The organism is Halomonas sp. CKK8 (assembly GCF_029625235.1).
GTDB lineage: Bacteria > Pseudomonadota > Gammaproteobacteria > Pseudomonadales > Halomonadaceae > Halomonas > Halomonas ventosae.
Genome location: NZ_CP121193.1, coordinates 3,957,712 through 3,977,178 on the forward strand (window position 1 = coordinate 3,957,712; position 19,467 = coordinate 3,977,178).

The window sequence follows — 19,467 nt, forward strand, 5'->3', positions numbered from 1 at the left end:
CGGCGGAAGCAGAGGATACACATCCGCGGCCCGGCTGTCCGCCGCCAGGGGGTCAGACGCCTGACAGCATGGCGGTGGCGAAGCCGAAGTAGATCACCACCCCCGAGGCATCGATCACGGTGGTCACCAGCGGCGCCGAGGCGGTGGCCGGGTCCCAGCCCAGGCGGTCGAGCACGAAGGGCAGGCACATGCCCAGCAGGCTGCCGAACAGCACGATACAGATCATGCTCACCGCCACCACCATCGCCACCGCCTCGCCGCCGCGGATCACCCCGATGGGGGCCACGGCCAGCGCCATGGTCAGCCCCAGGGAGCCGGCCACCAGCAGCTCGCGGCCCAGCAGCTTGCCCCAGTCCTTGACGCCCACGTCACCGGTGGCCATGCCGCGCACCATCAGGGTGGCGGCCTGGGCACCGGCGTTGCCACCACTGCCGATCAGCAGCGGCAGGAAGAAGACCAGCGCCACCTGGGCGGCGATGGTCTCCTCGAAGTAGGCGATGCCGGCCCCGGAGAAGAGGTTGCCGAACACCAGCAGCACCAGCCAGGTGACCCGCTTGCGGTAGAGGCTCCACAGCGGCACCCGGCTGACCCCGTCCTCCAGCGCGCCGATGGACATCCCCTTGTGGATATCCTCGGTGGCCTCGGACTCCACCACGTCCATGGCGTCGTCATGGGTGACGATTCCCACCAGGCGCCACTCGGTGTCGACCACCGGCAGCGCCAGCAGGTCGTAGCGGGCGACGGTGCGTGCCACCTCCTCCTGGGCCTCGTCCACGCTGGCGCTGATCACGTCCTTGATCATCAGGTCGTCGATCAGCGCCCCGGGGCGCGCCACCATCAGCTGGCGCAGCGACAGGGTGCCGGCCAGGCGTCCCTCGGGGTCGACGATATAGAGCTGGTAGACCGTCTCGGCATCCGGGGCCGTCTGCCGCACCCGCATCAGGGCGCGGGAGACGGTCATGCCGGTCGGGATGGCCACGTAGTCCGAGGTCATGATCGCCCCGGCGGTGCCCTCCTCGTAGCTCGCCAGCCGCTTGAGCTCCTCGCGCTCGCGGTGGGCCATGCGCCGCAGCAGGGCCTCGCGCCGATCCTCGTCCAGCACCTTGAAGAGGTCGGTCCGCTCGTCGGAGCCCATCTCCTCGAGCAGCAGCAGCAGCGCCTTGTCCTCCATCGCCTCGGCGACCGCTCGCTGCTCCTCGCCGGGCAGGTAGCCCAGCACATTGGCCCGCCGCTCGAGGGGCAGGCCGTCGAGCAGCGCCAGGGCCACCGGCAGGCCCTCCTCCTCCTCACCCAGGGCATCCTCGACGAGCTCGCCGATGTCCGCCGAACGCAGCTCGCGCAGCAGCACGCCGAGCCGATCACCGTCCTCCTCCTCCAGGGCGGTCATCAGCGCCGCACGATGCGGCTGCAGGGTCTCATCGAGGGACATGGCTATCCTCCTGTGAACGCCGTGTCGTCAGCCGGTGGCCGCGAGGTGTGAGGGACGGTGGCGGCCAGAGACGACAACGCCCCCCGGACACTGGGTACGGGGGGCGCGGTCGACGGCACGAGGCAGGATCAGCCCTTGCCGGCCTTCTTGCGCAGTTGCTGGATCGTGCGCAGCTGGGCGGCAGCCTCGGCCAGTTCGGCCGATGCCCGGGTATAGTCCAGCTCGGCGGACTTGTCGTTGAGGCTCTTCAGCGCATGCTGACGTGCCTCCTCGGCCGCCGCCTCATCGAGGTCATGGGCGCGAGTGGCCGCGTCGGCCAGGATGGTCACCACATCCGGCTGGACTTCCAGGAAGCCTCCCGAGACATAGTAGTTCTCCTCCTGGCCGCCATCATGGATCACGCGCACCGGGCCCGGCTTGAGCTCGGTCAGCAGCGGGGCGTGGCCGGGTAGGATCCCCAGCTCGCCCATGCGCCCGGTGGCGATGACCCGCTCGATCTGGCCGGAGAAGATCCCCTCCTCGGCGCTGACGATCTCGCACTTGAAGCTTTTCGTCATGACGACGTCTCCCAGGTAGACGGGATTACTTCATCTGGTTGGCTTTCTCGACGGCCTCGTCGATGGTGCCGACCATGTAGAAGGCCTGCTCCGGCAACTCGTCGTACTCGCCGTCGAGGATGCCCTGGAAGCCGCGGATGGTGTCCTTGAGGGACACGTACTTGCCGGGCGACCCGGTGAACACCTCGGCCACGAAGAACGGCTGCGACAGGAAGCGCTGGATCTTGCGCGCCCGCGACACGGCCAGCTTGTCCTCGTCGGACAGCTCGTCCATGCCCAGGATCGCGATGATGTCCTTGAGCTCCTTGTAGCGCTGCAGCACGTTCTGCACGCCGCGGGCGGTGTTGTAGTGCTCCTCGCCGACGACCAGCGGGTCGAGCTGGCGCGAGGTGGAGTCCAGCGGATCGATGGCCGGATAGATACCCAGCTCGGCGATGGAGCGCGCCAGTACCACGGTGGCGTCCAGGTGCGAGAAGGTGGTCGCCGGCGACGGGTCGGTCAGGTCGTCCGCGGGGACGTAGACGGCCTGCACGGAGGTGATCGAGCCGGTCTTGGTGGAGGTGATGCGCTCCTGGAGCACACCCATCTCCTCGGCCAGGGTCGGCTGGTAACCCACCGCGGAGGGCATCCGGCCCAGCAGGGCAGAGACCTCGGTACCGGCCAGGGTATAGCGGTAGATGTTGTCGACGAACAGCAGCACGTCGCGGCCTTCATCGCGGAACTTCTCGGCGATGGTCAGGCCGGTCAGCGCCACGCGCAGGCGGTTGCCGGGCGGCTCGTTCATCTGGCCGTAGACCAGCGACACCTTGTCGATGACGTTGGACTCGGTCATCTCGTGGTAGAAGTCGTTACCCTCACGGGTCCGCTCGCCGACGCCCGCAAACACCGAGTAACCGCTGTGCTCGGTGGCGATGTTGCGGATCAGCTCCATCATGTTGACGGTCTTGCCCACGCCGGCGCCGCCGAACAGGCCGACCTTGCCGCCCTTGGCGAACGGGCAGACCAGGTCGATGACCTTGATGCCGGTCTCGAGCAGCTCGTTGGAGGCCGCCTGGTCGGCGTAGCCCGGGGCCTTGCGGTGGATCGGCATGCGCTCTTCTTCGCCGATCTCGCCCGCCTCGTCGATGGGCTCGCCGAGCACGTTCATGATGCGGCCCAGCGTCGCCTTGCCCACCGGCACGGAGATGGCCGCGCCGGTGTTGGTGACGTCCATGCCGCGCTTGAGCCCCTCGGTGGAACCCATGGCGATGGTGCGCACCACGCCGTCACCCAGCTGCTGCTGGGTCTCGAGAATGGTCTCGACATCCGAGACCTTCAGCGCGTCGTAGACCTTGGGCACGTTGTCCCGCGGAAACTCTACGTCAATCACCGCGCCGATGATTTGTACGATACGTCCGCTCATCTTGGTTCCTCTCAAATACCTGAAAATGAAACCTGCATGCCGGGAGGGCCATGGCCTCCCCTGGCGCTATACGGCGGCGGCACCACCGACGATCTCGGAGATTTCCTGGGTAATGGCCGCCTGACGGGCCTTGTTGTACACCAGCTCCAGGTCGTCGATGAGATTGCCGGCGTTGTCGGTGGCACTCTTCATGGCGATCATCCGCGCGGCCTGCTCGCAGGCACCGTTCTCGACCACCGCCTGATAGACCTGCGATTCGACGAATCGCACCAGCAGGCTATCCAGCAGCGCCTTGGCATCCGGCTCATACAGGTAGTCCCAGCTACCGGGACGCGTGTCTTCTTCGTCGTGCGATTCCGTTCCCATGTCGGGCGACAGGGGCAACAGCTGACGGACCACCGGCTTCTGGGTCATGGTGTTGACGAACTCGTTGTACACCACGAACAGGCGGTCCAGCTCGCCCTCGTCATAGGCATCCAGCATCACCTTCACGCTGCCGATCAGGTCCTCGACCTCGGGCGACTCGCCCAGACCGCTCTTCGCCGCGACGAGGTTGCCCCCATAGCTCTTGAAGAAGGTGCCGGCCTTGGAGCCCAGGGCACAGAAGTCGAGCTCCGCGCCCTGGTCGCGCCACGCCCGGGCATCCTTGACCACGGCCTTGAACAGGTTGACGTTCAGGCCGCCACACAGGCCACGGTCGGTGGAGACCACGATATAGCCCACCCGCTTGGCGTCTCGCTCGACCATCCAGGGGTGACGGTACTCCGGGTTGGCATCGGCGACATGCGAGACCACGTTGCGGATCTGACGCGCATAGGGCTGGCTGGCCTTCATCAGGTCCTGGGCCTTGCGCATCTTCGACGCCGCGACCATTTCCATGGCGCTGGTGATCTTCTGCGTGTTCTTGATGCTCCCGATCTGGGTGCGTATCTCTTTTGCAGCTGCCATAGCGATCTACTCCGTTCGTGGCACTCAGAAAGCTCCAGGGCCCGTCCCGCATGCGGGACGGGCCAACGGGATTACCAGCTCTGAGTGGCCTTGAACTTGTCGAGACCCTCTTTCAGCCCTTCCTGGATCTCGCTGCTGTAGTCGCCGGTCTGGTTGATCTTGTCGAGCAGCTCGGCGTATTCGGCCTTCATGAAGTCGCGCAGGGCACGCTCGAAGTCCAGCACCTTGTTGACCTCGACCTCTTCCAGGTAGCCCTCGTTGGCGGCATACAGGGAGAGGGCCATCTCGGCCACGGACATCGGCGAGTACTGGTTCTGCTTCATCAGCTCGGTGACGCGCTGACCATGCTCCAGCTGCTTGCGGGTGGCCTCGTCCAGGTCTGAGGCGAACTGAGCGAAGGCCGCCAGCTCGCGGTACTGGGCCAGGGCCAGGCGCACACTGCCGCCGAGCTTCTTGATGATCTTGGTCTGGGCCGAACCGCCGACACGGGAGACCGAAAGGCCGGCGTTGATCGCCGGACGGATGCCCGAGTTGAACAGGTCGGTCTCGAGGAAGATCTGACCGTCGGTGATGGAGATCACGTTGGTCGGCACGAAGGCCGAGACGTCACCGCCCTGGGTCTCGATGATCGGCAGGGCCGTCAGCGAGCCGGTCTTGCCCTTCACCTCTCCGTTGGTGAACTTCTCGACGTAGTCGGCGTTCACGCGGGCGGCACGCTCGAGCAGGCGGGAGTGGAGGTAGAAGACGTCACCCGGGAAGGCCTCGCGGCCCGGCGGACGGCGCAGCAGCAGGGAGACCTGGCGATAGGCCACGGCCTGCTTGGAGAGGTCATCGTAGACGATCAGCGCGTCTTCGCCGCGGTCGCGGAAGTACTCGCCCATGGTGCAGCCGGAGTAGGCCGCAAGGAACTGCATCGGGGCCGGGTCGGCGGCGCCGGCGGCGACCACGATGGTGTGCTCCATCGCGCCGTGCTCCTCGAGCTTGCGCACCACGTTGGCAATGGTCGACTGCTTCTGGCCGATGGCCACGTAGACGCAGGTGATGCCCTTGCCTTTCTGGTTGATGATGGCATCGATGGCGATGGCCGACTTGCCGATCTGGCGGTCGCCGATGATCAGCTCACGCTGGCCGCGGCCGATCGGCACCATGGCATCGATGGACTTGAGGCCGGTCTGCACCGGCTGGTCGACCGACTGGCGGGTGATGACGCCGGGGGCGACCTTCTCCACCGCATCGGTCATCTTGGCGTTGATGTCGCCCTTGCCATCGATGGGGTTGCCCAGGGCATCGACCACGCGGCCGACCAGCTCGGGGCCCACCGGCACCTCGAGGATGCGGCCGGTGCACTGGGCGGTCATGCCCTCTTCGAGCTGCAGGTAGTCGCCCAGCACCACGGCGCCCACGGAGTCGCGCTCGAGGTTGAGCACCATGCCGAAGATGCTGCCGGGGAACTCGATCATTTCACCGAACATCGCGTCCTCGAGGCCGTGCACTTTCACGATGCCGTCGGAGACGCTGACGATGGTGCCCTGATTGCGGGCTTCGGATGCGACATCCAGCTTCTCGATACGCTGCTTGATGATGTCGCTGATCTCGGAAGGATTCAGTTGCTGCATGCCATGTCCCTCAGACTCAGGCGGTAAGGGCTTCGGAGAGGCGTGTCAGTCGACCGCGTACCGACCCGTCGATGACGGTGTCGCCGGCACGCAGGATGACACCACCGAGAAGCGCGGAGTCCACCTGAGTGGTAATGGAGATTTCGCGATTCAGGCGCTTCTTGAGCGCACCGGCGAGCTTGTTCTGCTGCTTGTCGTCGAGCGGGTAGGCCGAGACCACGGTGACATCGACGCGTTTCTCGAGCTCGGCGCGCAGCCGCTCGAACTGTTCGGCGATGGCCGTCAGGGCCGGCAAGCGGCCCTTCTCGCCCAGGGTGTCGAGGAAGCGACGCGCCGCCTCGTCGATGTCGATGTCCGCCAGCTCCAGCAGCAGGGCCACCTTGCGCTCGGCGGCCAGGCCCGGATGGGTCAGAAGCTTCTCGACATCACGCACGGCGACGACGCGACCCAGCGTGACCAGCCAGCCGGACCAGGCATCCAGTACCTGCTGGTCACGGGCATAGTCGAACGCTGCCTTGGCATAGGGTCGTGCGACGGTAGACAGTTCCGCCATGGGTCACCTCCTCACAGTTCGGCGGCAAGCTTGTCGAGCAGCTTGCGATGTGCCTTCTCGTCGACGGAGGCTTCAAGAACCCGCTCGGCCCCGGAGACCGCCAGGTGCGATACCTGGGCGCGCAGCTCGTCCTTGGCACGCTGGACTTCCTGGTCGATCTCGGCACGCGCGGATGCCACGATGCGCTCACCTTCGGCGCGGGCCTGCTCGCGGGCCTCCTCGATCATCTGCGAGGAGCGCTTGTTGGCCTGCTCGAGGATCTGGGAAGCCTGCTCCTTGCTCTCGCGCAGGGTGGCGTCCGCCTTCTCCTGGGCGAGCTCGAGGTCGCGGGAAGCCCGGCTGGCCGCATCGAGGCCATCGGCGATCTTGCGCTGCCGCTCGTGGAGCGCGTTGCTGATCGGCGGCCACACAAACTTTATGCAGAACCAGACAAAGATCGCGAAGGCGATCGTCTGCCCGATAAGCGTCATGTTGATATTCACAGGGATGTACCTCTGACTGGTTCGTGGCGACCGGAAACAGGCAAACCGAGCGCAGGGCGCCCGGTATGCGGCACGTTAACCGGCAACAACGAAGATCAGGTACATCGCGATACCGACACCGATCATCGGCACGGCGTCCAGCAGGCCGGCCATCAGGAAGGTCTTGGTCTGCAGCTGGTCGCCCAGCTCCGGCTGGCGCGCGGTGGATTCCAGCAGCTTGCCACCGAGGATGGCGAAGCCGATGCCAGTACCGAGGGCGCCCAGACCGATCATGAGGGAGGCAGCAATGTAGACGAGTTCCATGGTGGTGCTCCTAGTTTCTCGAGTTGAGGTTCAAGGTTGGGGGTTGATCAAGTGTTGCGCGTTTCAGTGATGTTCGTGCGCCTGGCTCAGGTAGACGACGGACAGCACGGTGAAGATGAAGGCCTGAAGGGTGATGACCAGGATGTGGAAGATCGCCCAGGGCACGTTCAGCGTCCACATCACCCAGAACGGCAGCAGGGCGATGAGGATGAAGATCACCTCGCCGGCAAACATGTTGCCGAAGAGACGCAGGCCGAGGCTGAGCGGCTTCACCAGCAGGCCGATCACTTCCATGATCAGGTTGAAGGGGATCAGCGACCAGTGATTGAAGGGCGTGAGCGAGAGCTCCTTGGCGAAGCCGCCCACGCCCTTGACCTTGAGACTGTAGTAGATGATCAGCAGGAAGACGCCGATCGCCATGCCCAGGGTGGCATTGGGATCGGTGGTGGGCACCATCTTCATGTAGTCGATGCCGAGGCGCACGAAGATCTCGGGCACATAGTCCACCGGGATCAGCTTGAGCAGGTTCATCAGGAAGATCCAGACGAACAGCGTCAGCGCCAGCGGCGCGATCACCGGGTTGCGGCCATGGAAGGCCCCGTGGACGGTGTTCTCGACGAACTCGAAGACCATCTCGACGAGGTTCTGCAGGGTGCCCGGCACGCCGGTGGTCGCCACCTTGCCGGCCTTGCGGAACAGCCAGATGAACAGCACGCCCATGGCGATGGACCAGCCCATGGTATCCAGGTGCAGGGCCCAGAAGCCCATCTCCTGCGCCTCGGCGGCGGAGTGTGCCATCGACCAGCCGTTCTCGGGGTGATAGCCGAAGGTCAGATTCTGCAGGTGGTGCTGTATGTACTCGGTCGGCGAGGGGTTGTTGCCAGCCATGGATCTGCCTCTCGTTGGGGTCGGTCATCCACGCAGTAGCCAGGGAGCCAGCCAGTGCATGAAGTGGACCGCCACGTATGCGCCAAAGAAAAAAGCCAGGTTTGAGGGGGGTACTGACGCGAACACCAGGGCGAACAGTGCCACCGTCAAACCGAGCTTGCCCGCCTCGGCCCGATAGAAGCTGGACACGAAGCGCCTTGCCTGTCGGCCGCCCCCCAGAACGCCGAGTCGCCAGACGAAATAGAGATTGGGAAGAAGACAGACGAGACCACCGGTCACTGCCGAGAGGGCTGCCTCCTGCCCGCCTGCCACCAGGCCGAGGAGCGCCATGGCGACGACGACTCCTCCCTGAGCCTGCAGCAGTCGGCGATAGTTGGGTCGCCGTCTCGCCGCCGGGTGGCTAGCCATGTCTCACTCGCCATGTCCTGTGCAACGGACCGCGACCCACAGGCAAACAACCGCGGATTATAGGGAACCCCCCCCGCCCCTTCAACCAGAGCGACGGCGATTCCGGCAATATGAGATCCGTCTTCGACCAAAGGGGGACGGATTGTCGACAGTTCCGGCGATGTCCCACGCCCATTCGGCTCACCGGATATGCTCCAGGATGCCGTCGAGCTCGTCGAGGCTGGCGTAGCGGATGGTCACCCGCCCCTTGCCCCCGCGGCCATGCTGGATCTTGACGGGCGCCCCGAGCACCTCGGCGAGCCGCGTCTCGAGGCCGGCCACGTCCGCGGACGGCGCCTCGCGCCGCGGCTTGGCGGGTTCCCCGTTGGCCAGGCGCTTGACCAGCGCCTCGGTGTCACGAACCGTGAGATCCTTGTTGACCACCTCATGGGCGGCCTTGCGCTGCTTGGCGCCGGAGAGCGCCAGCAGGGCGCGAGCGTGGCCCATGTCCAGGTCGCCGCGCTCGAGCAGGGTCTGCACCTCGGGGTCCAGCGTCAGCAGCCGCAGCAGGTTGGCCACCTGGGCACGAGAGCGGCCCACGGCATCGGCCACCTGCTGCTGGGTGAGGGCAAACTCCTCGAGCAGCCGCTTGAGGGCCATCGCCTCCTCGACGGGGTTGAGGTCCTCGCGCTGGATGTTCTCGATCAGCGCCAGGGCCAGCGCGACCTCGTCGCTGACCTCGCGGATCACCGCGGGAATCACGTCGAGCTCGGCGAGCTGGGCGGCGCGCCAGCGACGCTCGCCGGCGATGATCTCGTAGCGTGCCTCGCCGACGGGACGGACCACGATGGGCTGCATCACGCCCTGGGCGCGAATCGAATCGGCCAGTTCCTCGAGGGCCTCGGGCTGGATGTCACGACGCGGCTGGTACTTGCCGCGGGAGAGCTGCCCCAGCGGCAGCCGCTCGAGGCGCTCCTCGGCGGGGCTTTCCGGCATTTCCGCGACCGGCGTGGCCTCGCGCGTGTCGACCTCGGGCAGGTCAAGGCTTTCACGGCGGCGGGCATTGGCACCGATCAGGGCATCCAGGCCGCGTCCCAGGGCGCGTTTACGCGTCATCGACATTCCCTCATCACTACCAGCGGTATTCGGCGGCCGGCCTACAGCGACAGGCGCCGGATCAGTTCCTTGGCCAGCACCCGGTGGGCCTGGCTGCCGCGCGAGAAGCGGGCGTACTTGGTCACCGGCAGCCCATGGCTCGGCGCCTCGGCGACCCGCACGTTGCGCGGGATGGTGGTCTTGAGCAGCGCATCGCCGAAGTAGTCGCGCAGCTGCTTGCTGACATCGCGGGTGAGGCTGTTGCGGGCATCGAACATGGTACGCAGGATCCCGAAGATCTCGATCTGGGGGTTCACGCTGTCCTTGATCTGCTCCACGGTATCGAGCAGCGCCGACAGCCCCTCCAGGGCGTAGAACTCGCACTGCAGCGGGATCAGCACGCCGTCGGCGGCGGTCAGGGCATTGACGGTGAGCATGTTCAGCGACGGTGGGCAGTCGATCAGCACCACGTCATATTCGCCGGCCACCTCCTCCAGGGCCTTGACCAGGCAGCGCTCGCGCCCCTCGTGACGGTCGAGCAGCTCCACCTCGGCGGCGGTCAGGTCACCGTTGCCGGGCAGCAGCGCATAGCCCGCCTGCGGGCAGTCGAGGATCACCTCGGTGGGCCGCTTCTCGCCCAGCACCACGTCGAGCACGCTGCCATCCAGATCATGCTTGTCGGCGCCGCTGCCCATGGTGGCGTGGCCCTGGGGGTCCAGGTCGACCAGCAGCACGCGGCGGTCCAGGGCCGCCAGGCTGGCGGCTAGGTTCACGGCGGTGGTGGTCTTGCCCACGCCGCCCTTCTGGTTGGTCAAGGCTATGATCTTGGTCACGGGCAACTCCCTTGCTGGGGAAACAGACGCCTCTGGGTCAGGCCTGGGTCACATCCCGGTGCCGAAGGACCACGAGCTGCCGGCTGCCGGTCTCGTAGGGCACCGCGAGGTCGTGTCGTGCCGCCACGACGATCTCCTCGGGCAGTCCGGCCAGTTCATCATCCACGGCGGGCCCCTTCATGGCCAGCCATTCGCCATCCGGCGCCACCAGGCGCGACGTCAGCGCGATGAAATCGCCCAGGCTCGAGAAGGCCCGCGAGATCACCTGGGCATAGCCCCCGGCGACGGGCGCGAAGGCCTCGACCCTGGCCTGCTCCGGGGTCACGTTGCCAAGGCCCAGCTCCATCACGGCCTGGCGCTGGAAGCGCACCTTCTTGCCGTTGCTGTCGAGCAGCGTGACCGCGAGGCTCGGGTCGAGGATCGCCAGCACCAGTCCCGGTAGCCCGGGGCCCGAGCCCACGTCAAGCAGCTCCGGGCCCTGCACGAAGGGCAGCACCGCGGCACTGTCGAGGAGGTGGCGGGTCACCATCTCCTCCGGCGTGCGTACCGCGGTGAGGTTATAGGCGCGGTTCCACTTGTGCAACAGTCCCACCAGCGCCAGCAGCCGATGCCGCTGCTTGTCATCCACGGCGATACCCAGCGCCGCCAGTCCGCCATCGAGGCGCGCCTCGACGATCTGCTCGCTCGAGGTCATGCGCTGGCCGCCCGGCTGTCGTCGAGGAGTCGCCGCTTCTTGAGGTGGATCAGCAGGATCGAGACCGCCGCCGGGGTCACCCCGGAGATGCGTCCGGCCTGGGCCAGGGTCTCGGGGCGGGCCTCCTCGAGCTTCTGGCGGATCTCGTGGGACAGCCCCTCGACCCGCTGGTAGTCGAGGTCGGCCGGCAGCGGCGTGGCCTCGTGGCGCTTGAGCTTGTCGATCTCGTTCTGCTGCCGATCGATATAGCCCTGGTACTTGGCCTGGATCTGGACCTGGTCGGCCACCGCCTCGTCCTCGACCGCTCGCCCTTCGATGCCGGGCAGGTCGGCGAGGTCGCCATAGGCGAGCTCAGGGCGCCGCAGCAGGTCCATGAGGCTGTATTCGCGCGCCAGTGGCGTGCCGGTCCTGGCCTCGACCCGGGCGGCCGCCGGGGAGCCCGGCTGAACCCAGCTGGCCTTGAGCCGTGCGCTCTCGCGCTCCACCGCCTCGCGCTTGGCCGCAAAGGCCGCCCAGCGGGCATCGTCCACCAGGCCGAGTTCGCGACCGGTCTCGGTGAGTCGCATGTCGGCGTTGTCCTCGCGCAGCAGCAGGCGGTATTCGGCCCGCGAGGTGAACATGCGGTAGGGCTCCCTGGTCCCGAGGGTGATCAGGTCATCGACCAGCACGCCGAGATAGGCCTCGTCGCGACGCGGTGACCAGGCCTCCAGCCCGCGGGCCCGCCGCGCGGCGTTGAGGCCGGCCAGCAGCCCCTGGGCACCCGCTTCCTCGTAACCGGTAGTGCCGTTGATCTGGCCGGCGAAATAGAGGTTGTGGATAAACTTCGTTTCCAGGGAGTGACGCAGGTCCCGAGGATCGAAGAAGTCATACTCGATGGCATAACCCGGCCGGGTGATATGGGCGTTCTCCAGTCCCTCGATGGAGCGCACCACCTGCAGCTGCACGTCAAAGGGCAGCGAGGTGGAGATCCCGTTGGGGTAGAGCTCGTGGGTGTCGAGGCCTTCCGGTTCGATGAACACCTGATGGCTCGCCTTGTCGGCAAAGCGATGCACCTTGTCCTCGATGGAGGGGCAGTAGCGTGGCCCGACCCCCTCGATCACCCCGGAGTACATCGGTGAACGGTCGAGGTTGGCGAGGATGATCTCGTGGGTGCGCTCGTTGGTGTGCGCGATATGGCAGCTCACCTGCCGGGGGTGCATCCCGCGGTTGCCGAGGTAGGACATCACCGGCGTCGGGCTGTCGCCGGGCTGCTCCTCGAGACGCGAGTAATCGACGCTCTTGGCGTCGAGCCGGGGCGGCGTTCCCGTCTTCAGGCGGTCGACCCGGAACGGCAACGCCCGCAGGCGTTCCGCCAGGGCGTTGGAGGGCGGGTCCCCGGCGCGGCCGCCACGGCTGGTGTCGAGGCCGATATGGATCACCCCGCCGAGGAAGGTCCCGGTGCACAGCACCACGGTCTCGGCCATGAAGCGAATACCGGTCTCGGTGACCACGCCGCGCACGGTATCACCCTCGACGATCAGGTCGCCCGCCGCCTGCTGGAATAGCGTCAGGTTGGCCTGGGTCTCCAGCATGGTGCGAATCGCCGCCTTGTAGCGGACCCGGTCGGCCTGGGCCCGGGTGGCACGTACCGCCGGTCCCTTGCGGGCATTGAGCACGCGGAACTGGATGCCACCCTGGTCGGTTGCCAGGCCCATGGCACCACCCAGGGCGTCGATCTCCTTGACCAGATGGCTCTTGCCGATCCCGCCGATGGCGGGATTGCAGGACATCTGGCCGAGGGTCTCGATGTTATGGGTCAGCAGCAGGGTCCGGCAGCCCATGCGGGCCGAGGCCAGGGCGGCTTCGGTTCCGGCATGGCCGCCGCCGATGACGATGACGTCAAAGCGGTCGGGATACTCCAAGGGTCACCTCTTGGCGCATTGGCGCCGATGTTGCAGTCAGGAGTGGAAATCAGCGGGGCAGTATAAACCTCCTGTGGGTAATCGTCAGGGTTTTCCACATCCGATTGCCCAGGCTGATGGTCCTCTCTTCACTCCTAAACAATAAAACAGAATATAAAAGAGAAGTTCTGTTGTGGTAGTAACTACTGGTGTGGACATTTTCCGTGGATAACCGTATCAGTTTCATTTTTTTCAACAGCTTGCGTTGTTGACTCCTGGCGGGACAGGAGGGTGACTGGCTGCGGATGAGGTGTCGGGAGCCTGTGGACGGAAAGCTCGCTTGTCCACAGCCCGACTCGGACACCGCTTGTCCACCGCTGTCTACCCGGCTTGTCACCGTGATGGTGAACAACCTGCGTTGATCCGTCCGGTGCCACGCGTGACAGGGGCTGCAGGCCGTTGGAGCCCGTTTTTGCGGATTTTCTGTCCACAGGCAAAAAAAAGGCCCTGTCGATAACGACAGGGCCTTTTCGGGCGGGTACCTGTGAGCGGGATCAGTGCTTGAGTACCCTCGACAGGAACTGCTGGGTCGGCTTGTTGCGGGGGTGATCCAGGACCTCTTCGGGCGGCCCCTCCTCGGCGATCTCGCCCTGGTGGATGAAGATCACGCGGTCGGCGACCTCCCGGGCGAAGCCCATCTCGTGGGTCACGATCATCATGGTCATGCCCTCCTTCGCCAGCTCACGCATGGCATCGAGGACCTCGCCGATCATCTCCGGGTCGAGCGCTGAGGTCGGCTCATCGAACAGCATCAGGCGCGGCTCCATCGCCAGGGCGCGCGCCAGGGCCACACGCTGCTGCTGACCGCCGGAGAGCTGCCCGGGATACTTGGCCGCCTGGTCGCTGATGCCCACCCGCTCGAGCAGCCGTTCGGCCGTCTCGATGGCATCCACGCGACTCCAGCCACGCACCTTCATGGGCGCCAGGGTCACGTTGTCGAGCACGCTCAGGTGCGGGAAGAGGTTGAACTGCTGGAAGACCATGCCGACCTCGGTTCGGATCTTCTGCAGTGCCTGGCCCGCCTTGCCATGGGGCAGCAGCTCGTTGCCATCGACCTCGATATGGCCCTGCTGGAACTCCTCGAGGCCATTGATGCAGCGGATCAGCGTCGACTTGCCCGAGCCGCTGGCACCGACGATCACCACCACTTCCCCGGGCGAGACCTCCAGGTCGATGTCCTTCAGTACGTGCAGGTCGCCGAAGAACTTGTTGACCTTGTCGAGGCGCACGATGGGGTCGGCGCCGGAAGAGGACTTGTCTTGGTTCATGTCGCGCTTTCCTTATTGTCCGGCCAGGCCCTTGCGTTCGATGATGCGCAGCACCAACGACAGGGAGAGCGTGATCGCCAGATAGAGCATGGCGACCATCAGGTAGACCTCCAGGGCAGTGAAGGTGGTGGCGATGTAGACCTGGCCCTGACGGACCAGCTCGCCGACCCCGATCACCGAGAACAGCGAGGTGTCCTTGATGCTGATGATGCCCTGGTTGCCCAGCGCCGGGATCATGCGCCGGAAGGCCTGGGGCCAGATGATGTAGCGGAAGGTCTGGCGTCGAGAGAGCCCCAGCGAGAGCCCGGCCTCCTTCTGGCCTCGGTCGATGGATTGCACGCCGCCGCGGACGATCTCGGAGATGTAGGCGCCGGAGTTGACGGCGATGGCGGCAATGCCGGCCACCAGGGCATTGATCGGGCCACCCAGCAGCTGTGGCAGGCCGTAGAAGATGAACAGCACCTGGACGAGGACCGGGGTGCCACGGAAGATCTCGATGTAGGTGATCGCGGGAACCCGCAGCCAGGCGATGGGACTGATACGCAGCAGGCCGAAGATGATGCCGATGAGAAAGCCGATGGCCAGGCCCGCAAAGGAGATCAGCAGGGTGTAGGGAATCCCCGGTAGCAGGTGGGGAATGGAGGCAAAGGCCGCCTGCCAGTCGAATTGGAAGGTGACGTCCACAAGGTTTCTCCGTCAAGACGCAGGGGTGACGACAGGGGGGAGCGTGCGGTGTTCGCAACGCAACGAGGCCGGGCGCTTGACCCGGCCCCGCGATCAGCAGGCGAAGGGGATCATTCGCCGCTGGCGCTACCGAACCACTTGGCGTGGATCTCGTCGTAGGTGCCGTCTTCCTTCATGGCGGCCAGGGCCTCGTTGACGGGCTCGACCCATTCGCTGCCGTCTGCGAAGGCGATGCCGTACTGCTGGCCCTCGTAGAGGTCGCCGACGACCTTGACGCGACCCTCGCCGCGGGTCTTGGAGAAGTAGCCGACGTTGGGGGCGTCGTAGAAGACGGCATCGACACTGCCGCCGAGCAGGGCCATGTACATGTCACTGCTGCCCGGGTAGGGGGTGATGTCGGCCTCGTCGCCGAGGTTCTTCTCGAGGAAGTCGTAGCTGGTGGAGCCGACCTTGGTGCCGATCTTCTTGCCCTTCAGGTCCTCGAGCTCCGCGACACTGTTGTCGTTGGCGCCGACCAGGATCCGCAGGCCGCTGTCGTAGTAGGGATCGGAGAAGTCGACGACCTCCTCGCGCTCCTCGGTGATGGTGATACCGGCGATGGCGATGTCGACATTGCCGGTCTGCACGGCGGGGATGATGCCGTTGAAGTCCATGGTGCGCAGGTTGTACTCGAAGCCGGCACGCTCGGCCAGCTCGCTGATGATGTCCATGTCGAAGCCGACCATCTCGCCGGTCTCCTGGTCCATCATCTCGAAGGGCACGAAACTCGGGTCGGTGACGACCTCGAGGACATGATTGTCGGCGCTGGCCACACCGGCAAGCCCCAGCCCGAAAGCGACGCTGGCGGCCAGGGAGGCGGTCTTCAGTTGGCGTTTCATACAATTCCCCATGGAAGAATTTGTTGTGGATTACGCCCTAAACCATGGCGAGTTCCCGGGGAAGCGTCAAGTGGAGGGGAAAGCGTGCTGTCGCCGCTGAGCCAACGCTGGCGGTCAGACCATGAAGGAGGCACCGCAGCCGCAGGTGGTGGTGGCGTTGGGGTTCTGCACCAGGAAGCGGGCGCCGGCGAGCCCTTCCTCGTAGTCGACGGTGGAGCCGACGAGGTACTGGTAGGAGAGCGGGTCGACCACCAGCGCCACCTGGCCGAATTCGACGAGGGTGTCGTCGTCGGCGATGTCCTCGGCGAAGTCGAAGCCGTACTGGAAGCCCGAGCAGCCACCGCCGGTGACGTAGACCCGCAGCTTGAGCCGGGGGTTGCCCTGTTCCTCGATGAGCGCCGCGAGACGGGCACGGGCCCCGTCCGAGAGCAACAAGGGGGTGGGAACGAAGGATTCGGCACCGCTCATGGGTGACCTCCCCTGGATCGATGAATGTCTTGCCAGGGGGGATTATCCACAATCCCCAGCAAAAGGGTCAACTTTTGCTGGGGCGAGTCGCGTATGGTGCGGCTCAGGGCATGATGGCCGGTGCGTCGAGGCCGGCCAGCTCGTCGAGGCCGAACATCAGGTTGAGGTTGTGCACGGCCTGGCCCGAGGCGCCCTTGACCAGGTTGTCGATCACCGAGAGCACCACCACGGTATCGCCGTCACCGGGACGGTGGACCGCCAGGCGGCAGAGGTTGGCCCCCTTCACGCTGCGTGTCTCGGGATGGCTGCCGGCCGGCATCACGTCGACGAAGGGCTCACCGGCGAAGCGCCGCTCGAACAGCGCCTGGAGGTCGCCGGGGTCGGCGGTCAGGCGGCCGTAGAGGGTGGCGTGGATGCCGCGAATCATCGGCGTCAGGTGAGGCACGAAGGTCAGGCCCACCGGGCCGCCGGCGGCATCGGCCAGCCCCTGGCGGATCTCCGGCAGGTGGCGGTGGCCCGAGGCGCCATAGGCCTTCATGGACTCGCTGGCCTCGGCCAGCAGCGAGGGTACCTTGGCACCTCGGCCGGCGCCGGTGACACCGGACTTGCAGTCGGCGATGACATGTTCGGTATCGATCACGCCCGCTTCCAGTAGCGGCAGCAGGCCGAGCTGCACGGCAGTCGGGTAGCAGCCGGGCACGGCGATCAGTCGTGCCTGGCGGATGTGCTCGCGGTTGACCTCAGGCAGGCCGTAGATCGCCTCGCCCAGCAGCTCTGGGGCGCCGTGGGGCTGGCCGTACCAGCGGGACCACTCCTCGGTATCGCGCAGCCGGAAGTCGGCCGAGAGGTCGATGACCCGGGTGCCCCGTTCGAGCAGCTCGCCGGCGAGGGCATGGGCCACGCCGTGGGGGGTGGCGAAGAAGACGGCATCGCAGCGGGCCAGCCGGTCGGCATCGGGCTCGCTGAAGGCCAAGTCGTCGTAGTGGCCGCGCAGGTTGGGATACAGCTCACTGACGGCCATGCCGGCCTCGGAGCGCGAGGTGATGGCCTCCACCGCCACGTCCGGGTGACGGGCCAGCAGCCTGAGCAGTTCGACGCCGGTGTAACCGGTGCCGCCGACGATTCCGACCTTGATCACGATGGCCTCCTGGGGTTGGTGACGTGACGCTGGGACCTGTGTCCCCGGATATGATACACAAGAGAGACGCGCCCTACCCAGGCCCAGCCTGGCGGGTCCCCCCAGCAAGGTCGAACAGGATCGTCGCCGTGCCGCGTCTCTCGCTACCCGACTTCAGCCTGGAAGGCTTCCGTCGCCAGCTGGCCAACGTCGATGCCCTGCCGCAGCTCTGCGTGCTGGGCGTGGTGTCGGGCCTGGTGACCGGCGGGTTGATGGTGGTGTTCCGCCTGCTGCTGTCGCTGGGCGGCTTGCTGCTGTTTCCCGACGGCGACCCCGAGGCCTTCGAGGCCCTGCCGTCGGCCCTGCGGGTGCTGATGCCCCTGGTCGCGGCGGCCCTGATCGGCCTGTGGCTCATTCGCCTGCCGCCGGAGGGACGGCGTATCGGGGTGGTCCACGTCATCGACCGGCTGACCTATCATCAGGGACGCTTCCCGCTGCGCAACTGGCTGGCCCAGTGGTGGGTGGGCGTGGTGTCGGTGATCGGTGGCCTTTCCGCCGGTCGCGAGGGGCCGGCGATTCATCTGGGGGCGGCGGCTTCCACCGGCCTCGGGCAGTACCTGCGCCTGCCCCACAACAGCCTCAGGGTGCTGGTGGCCTGTGGCACGGCGGCGGGCATTTCGGCCTCGTTCAACACGCCCATCGCCGGCGTCATCTTCGCCATGGAAGTGGTGATGATGGAGTACACCATCATCGGCTTCATGCCGGTGATCCTGGCCTCCTCCATGGGTGCCGTGGTGGCCCAGCTGGTCTACGGGCCCGAACCCGCCATCGGCATCCCCGACCTGCACCTGAGATCCCTGCTGGACCTGCCCTGGATCCTGGCCAGTGCCCTGCTGATCGGGCTGCTGGCGGCACTCTTCGTGCGTGTGGCCCGAGGGCACGAGCGGCTTCAGCGCCTGCCCATGGCGCCGCGCTTCGCCCTGGCGGCACTGGCGGTGGCAGGGGTGGCCTGGTGGTACCCCGAGGTGCAGGGGATGGGCTATGACACGCTGCAGCTGGCGCTGGGCGGGGCCGCCGCGGTGGACGTGCTGCTAGCGGTGGCCATCGGCAAGCTGCTGCTCACGGCCTTCACCGTGGCCTGTGGCATCCCGATCAGCATCATCGGCCCCATCCTGGTGGTCGGCGGTGCGGCCGGTGCCCTGTGCGGCCTGGCCGGCCAGGCCCTGCTGCCGGTGGGGGCCTCGGCACCCGAGGTCTATGCTCTGCTGGGCATGGCCGCCATGATGGGGGCCGTGCTGCAGGCGCCCCTGGCAGCCCTGATGGCCCTGCTCGAGCTCACCCATACTCCCGGCATCATCATGCCGGGGATGCTGGCGGTGGTGGTGGCCAGCCTCACGTCTCGGCAGCTGAGCCGCAGCCAGGGGTTCTTCCTCACCCAGACCCGCCAGGGGCTGCACCCGCTGCAACAACCCCTGATGCAGGCGCTGTCCCGGGTCTCGGTCCCGGCGGTGATGGAGCGCAGCCTGGTGCGCACCTCGCGCATGGTGACCCGTGACCAGGCCAGTGCCCTGCTCGAGTCCAACCCTGCCTGGGTGCTGATCGAGCGTTCAACGGACGACAAGCCGACCCTGGCGCTCAAGGCGGCCGACCTGGCCCGCTGGCTGCTGGAGCATGACGAGCCCGAGTCGGAGGACGACAGTGCCCTGCTGGACCTGCTGGAGATTCCTGGTCAGCGCCTGGACATGGCACCGATCCACCTGCAGGCGACGCTCTCCGAAGCCTTCGAACGACTCAACGACAAGGCGCTGGATGCCCTATACGTGGAGCACGGTCACCGGCCGAAGCAGAAGCGGATTTCCGGTATCATCACCCGCGACGCCATCGAGCGCTACTACCGCTTTTCCGATTCGACCCACGGCTGAGGA

Annotated in this window: 20 protein-coding genes; 1 reads left to right on the forward strand and 19 read right to left on the reverse strand. The window is 66.3% G+C overall.

Annotated elements, in window-relative coordinates; genetic code table 11:
• Positions 1-52: 52 nt before the first annotated feature.
• The 19 genes from mgtE to argC form a co-directional block, all read right to left on the reverse strand.
• Complete coding sequence (mgtE, locus tag P8934_RS18620) at positions 53-1,429, reverse strand: magnesium transporter (RefSeq protein WP_278032333.1); 1,377 nt, start codon at positions 1,427-1,429, stop codon at positions 53-55.
• A 128-nt stretch (positions 1,430-1,557) separates the two neighbouring features.
• Complete coding sequence (locus P8934_RS18625; protein ID WP_133637157.1) at positions 1,558-1,986, reverse strand: F0F1 ATP synthase subunit epsilon; 429 nt, start codon at positions 1,984-1,986, stop codon at positions 1,558-1,560.
• Positions 1,987-2,011: 25 nt separating this feature from the next.
• On the reverse strand, positions 2,012-3,388 hold the full coding sequence (gene atpD, locus P8934_RS18630) for a F0F1 ATP synthase subunit beta (protein ID WP_278032334.1): 1,377 nt from the start codon (positions 3,386-3,388) through the stop codon (positions 2,012-2,014).
• A gap of 66 nt (positions 3,389-3,454) precedes the next feature.
• Positions 3,455-4,336, reverse strand: a complete 882-nt coding sequence (gene atpG, locus P8934_RS18635; protein WP_278032335.1) for a F0F1 ATP synthase subunit gamma — start codon at positions 4,334-4,336, stop codon at positions 3,455-3,457.
• A gap of 71 nt (positions 4,337-4,407) precedes the next feature.
• Entirely contained in the window at positions 4,408-5,952 is a 1,545-nt protein-coding gene (gene atpA / locus P8934_RS18640) for a F0F1 ATP synthase subunit alpha (RefSeq protein WP_106231175.1), read from the reverse strand.
• A 16-nt stretch (positions 5,953-5,968) separates the two neighbouring features.
• Complete coding sequence (locus P8934_RS18645; RefSeq protein WP_133637155.1) at positions 5,969-6,505, reverse strand: F0F1 ATP synthase subunit delta; 537 nt, start codon at positions 6,503-6,505, stop codon at positions 5,969-5,971.
• Positions 6,506-6,516: 11 nt separating this feature from the next.
• The gene (locus tag P8934_RS18650) at positions 6,517-6,987 is read right to left on the reverse strand and encodes a F0F1 ATP synthase subunit B (protein ID WP_106231173.1); all 471 of its coding nucleotides are present in this window, start codon (positions 6,985-6,987) and stop codon (positions 6,517-6,519) included.
• Positions 6,988-7,062: 75 nt separating this feature from the next.
• Positions 7,063-7,290, reverse strand: a complete 228-nt coding sequence (gene atpE, locus P8934_RS18655; RefSeq protein WP_023006402.1) for a F0F1 ATP synthase subunit C — start codon at positions 7,288-7,290, stop codon at positions 7,063-7,065.
• 63 nt (positions 7,291-7,353) lie between these two features.
• Positions 7,354-8,178 carry a F0F1 ATP synthase subunit A gene (atpB, locus tag P8934_RS18660; RefSeq protein WP_278032336.1) on the reverse strand — a complete coding sequence of 275 codons (825 nt, stop codon included), beginning with the start codon at positions 8,176-8,178 and terminating at the stop codon, positions 7,354-7,356.
• Positions 8,179-8,202: 24 nt separating this feature from the next.
• Positions 8,203-8,586: an ATP synthase subunit I gene (locus tag P8934_RS18665; RefSeq protein WP_278032337.1), complete on the reverse strand. Its 384-nt coding sequence runs from the start codon at positions 8,584-8,586 to the stop codon at positions 8,203-8,205.
• 180 nt (positions 8,587-8,766) lie between these two features.
• The gene (locus tag P8934_RS18670) at positions 8,767-9,681 is read right to left on the reverse strand and encodes a ParB/RepB/Spo0J family partition protein (protein WP_278032338.1); all 915 of its coding nucleotides are present in this window, start codon (positions 9,679-9,681) and stop codon (positions 8,767-8,769) included.
• Positions 9,682-9,722: 41 nt separating this feature from the next.
• On the reverse strand, positions 9,723-10,493 hold the full coding sequence (locus P8934_RS18675) for a ParA family protein (protein ID WP_106231169.1): 771 nt from the start codon (positions 10,491-10,493) through the stop codon (positions 9,723-9,725).
• Between the two features lie 37 nt (positions 10,494-10,530).
• Complete coding sequence (rsmG, locus tag P8934_RS18680; protein WP_278032339.1) at positions 10,531-11,187, reverse strand: 16S rRNA (guanine(527)-N(7))-methyltransferase RsmG; 657 nt, start codon at positions 11,185-11,187, stop codon at positions 10,531-10,533.
• The gene (gene mnmG / locus P8934_RS18685; protein WP_278032340.1) at positions 11,184-13,088 is read right to left on the reverse strand and encodes a tRNA uridine-5-carboxymethylaminomethyl(34) synthesis enzyme MnmG; all 1,905 of its coding nucleotides are present in this window, start codon (positions 13,086-13,088) and stop codon (positions 11,184-11,186) included. The genes rsmG and mnmG overlap by 4 nt, the downstream gene beginning before the upstream one ends.
• Before the next feature lie 533 nt (positions 13,089-13,621).
• Positions 13,622-14,395: an amino acid ABC transporter ATP-binding protein gene (locus tag P8934_RS18690; protein WP_278032341.1), complete on the reverse strand. Its 774-nt coding sequence runs from the start codon at positions 14,393-14,395 to the stop codon at positions 13,622-13,624.
• A gap of 12 nt (positions 14,396-14,407) precedes the next feature.
• Positions 14,408-15,079, reverse strand: a complete 672-nt coding sequence (locus P8934_RS18695; protein WP_133637148.1) for an amino acid ABC transporter permease — start codon at positions 15,077-15,079, stop codon at positions 14,408-14,410.
• A 110-nt stretch (positions 15,080-15,189) separates the two neighbouring features.
• A complete protein-coding gene (locus tag P8934_RS18700) occupies positions 15,190-15,957 on the reverse strand; it encodes a transporter substrate-binding domain-containing protein (RefSeq protein ID WP_278032342.1) in 768 nt (255 codons plus the stop codon).
• Between the two features lie 114 nt (positions 15,958-16,071).
• Positions 16,072-16,425: an iron-sulfur cluster insertion protein ErpA gene (gene erpA / locus P8934_RS18705; RefSeq protein WP_278032343.1), complete on the reverse strand. Its 354-nt coding sequence runs from the start codon at positions 16,423-16,425 to the stop codon at positions 16,072-16,074.
• A 103-nt stretch (positions 16,426-16,528) separates the two neighbouring features.
• Entirely contained in the window at positions 16,529-17,563 is a 1,035-nt protein-coding gene (gene argC, locus P8934_RS18710) for an N-acetyl-gamma-glutamyl-phosphate reductase (protein WP_278032344.1), read from the reverse strand.
• 128 nt (positions 17,564-17,691) lie between these two features.
• Between argC and P8934_RS18715 the strand changes: the two genes are divergently transcribed.
• On the forward strand, positions 17,692-19,464 hold the full coding sequence (locus P8934_RS18715) for a chloride channel protein (protein WP_278032345.1): 1,773 nt from the start codon (positions 17,692-17,694) through the stop codon (positions 19,462-19,464).
• Positions 19,465-19,467 lie beyond the last annotated feature (3 nt).

What these genes read in the sequence shown, in the direction of transcription:
- P8934_RS18690 (WP_278032341.1), bottom strand. Translation starts at nt 14,395, where the DNA reads ATGAACCAAGACAAGTCCTCTTCCGGCGCCGACCCCATCGTGCGCCTC.
- atpA (WP_106231175.1), bottom strand. Translation starts at nt 5,952, where the DNA reads ATGCAGCAACTGAATCCTTCCGAGATCAGCGACATCATCAAGCAGCGT.
- atpD (WP_278032334.1), bottom strand. Translation starts at nt 3,388, where the DNA reads ATGAGCGGACGTATCGTACAAATCATCGGCGCGGTGATTGACGTAGAG.
- P8934_RS18670 (WP_278032338.1), bottom strand. Translation starts at nt 9,681, where the DNA reads ATGACGCGTAAACGCGCCCTGGGACGCGGCCTGGATGCCCTGATCGGT.
- atpB (WP_278032336.1), bottom strand. Translation starts at nt 8,178, where the DNA reads ATGGCTGGCAACAACCCCTCGCCGACCGAGTACATACAGCACCACCTG.
- rsmG (WP_278032339.1), bottom strand. Translation starts at nt 11,187, where the DNA reads ATGACCTCGAGCGAGCAGATCGTCGAGGCGCGCCTCGATGGCGGACTG.
- P8934_RS18645 (WP_133637155.1), bottom strand. Translation starts at nt 6,505, where the DNA reads ATGGCGGAACTGTCTACCGTCGCACGACCCTATGCCAAGGCAGCGTTC.
- mgtE (WP_278032333.1), bottom strand. Translation starts at nt 1,429, where the DNA reads ATGTCCCTCGATGAGACCCTGCAGCCGCATCGTGCGGCGCTGATGACC.
- P8934_RS18700 (WP_278032342.1), bottom strand. Translation starts at nt 15,957, where the DNA reads ATGAAACGCCAACTGAAGACCGCCTCCCTGGCCGCCAGCGTCGCTTTC.
- P8934_RS18625 (WP_133637157.1), bottom strand. Translation starts at nt 1,986, where the DNA reads ATGACGAAAAGCTTCAAGTGCGAGATCGTCAGCGCCGAGGAGGGGATC.
- atpE (WP_023006402.1), bottom strand. Translation starts at nt 7,290, where the DNA reads ATGGAACTCGTCTACATTGCTGCCTCCCTCATGATCGGTCTGGGCGCC.
- atpG (WP_278032335.1), bottom strand. Translation starts at nt 4,336, where the DNA reads ATGGCAGCTGCAAAAGAGATACGCACCCAGATCGGGAGCATCAAGAAC.
- erpA (WP_278032343.1), bottom strand. Translation starts at nt 16,425, where the DNA reads ATGAGCGGTGCCGAATCCTTCGTTCCCACCCCCTTGTTGCTCTCGGAC.
- P8934_RS18665 (WP_278032337.1), bottom strand. Translation starts at nt 8,586, where the DNA reads ATGGCTAGCCACCCGGCGGCGAGACGGCGACCCAACTATCGCCGACTG.